Here is a 571-nt window from a genome sequence, read left to right on the forward strand (position 1 = left end):
GGCGTCGAGCATTCTGGCGCGCCACACCTTGGCCAGTGCAAAGGCGTTAAACAGGTACTTTTTGCTGCCTTTATGCCATTGTTTTTTCTGTTCATCGTAACGCCCGCCAGCCACCAAGATGTGAATGTGAGGATGCAGATTACGCTGTCGGCTGTGGGTGTGAAGCACCGAGGTAAAGCCTAGCGCGCCTTGGTTTTGTCTGGCAGCAAAGTCTTTGAGGATTTGCGCGCTGACCTTAAACATAATCGGGTAGAGCTGGTGAGCATGAGACTTAGCCAGAGCTCTTAGCTCATAAGGTAAGGTGAAGGTGACCATAAAGTAGGTGGTGGGCAGTAGCTTGCTTTGCTGGCGCCACAACCATTGCGATGCCGTTTGCTGTTGGCATTGCGGGCAAAAGCGATGGCCGCAGGATAACGGGGTTGAGTCATGATGTGGGCAATGACGACATTGCCACTTGGCACTGCCTTGTTGCTGGGTTTGACAGCGCAGCATGGCATGAATGGCGCGGCGCATGTCGTTGTTGAGATTGTATTGCTGGCGCAGTGCATCCTGATGTTGGCGCAGCAATTCG

At 53.2% G+C, this 571-nt stretch carries 1 protein-coding gene; it reads right to left on the reverse strand.

Annotated features, from left to right (window positions below; all coding sequences use genetic code 11):
• Nucleotides 1-571: IS91 family transposase (locus ACK8OT_RS19245; RefSeq protein WP_410198128.1), on the reverse strand; the 571-nt coding region annotated here is incomplete at both ends.

This window comes from Motilimonas thetidivivens, from assembly GCF_046452435.1.
Taxonomy (GTDB): Bacteria; Pseudomonadota; Gammaproteobacteria; order Enterobacterales; family CBDFNC01; genus Motilimonas.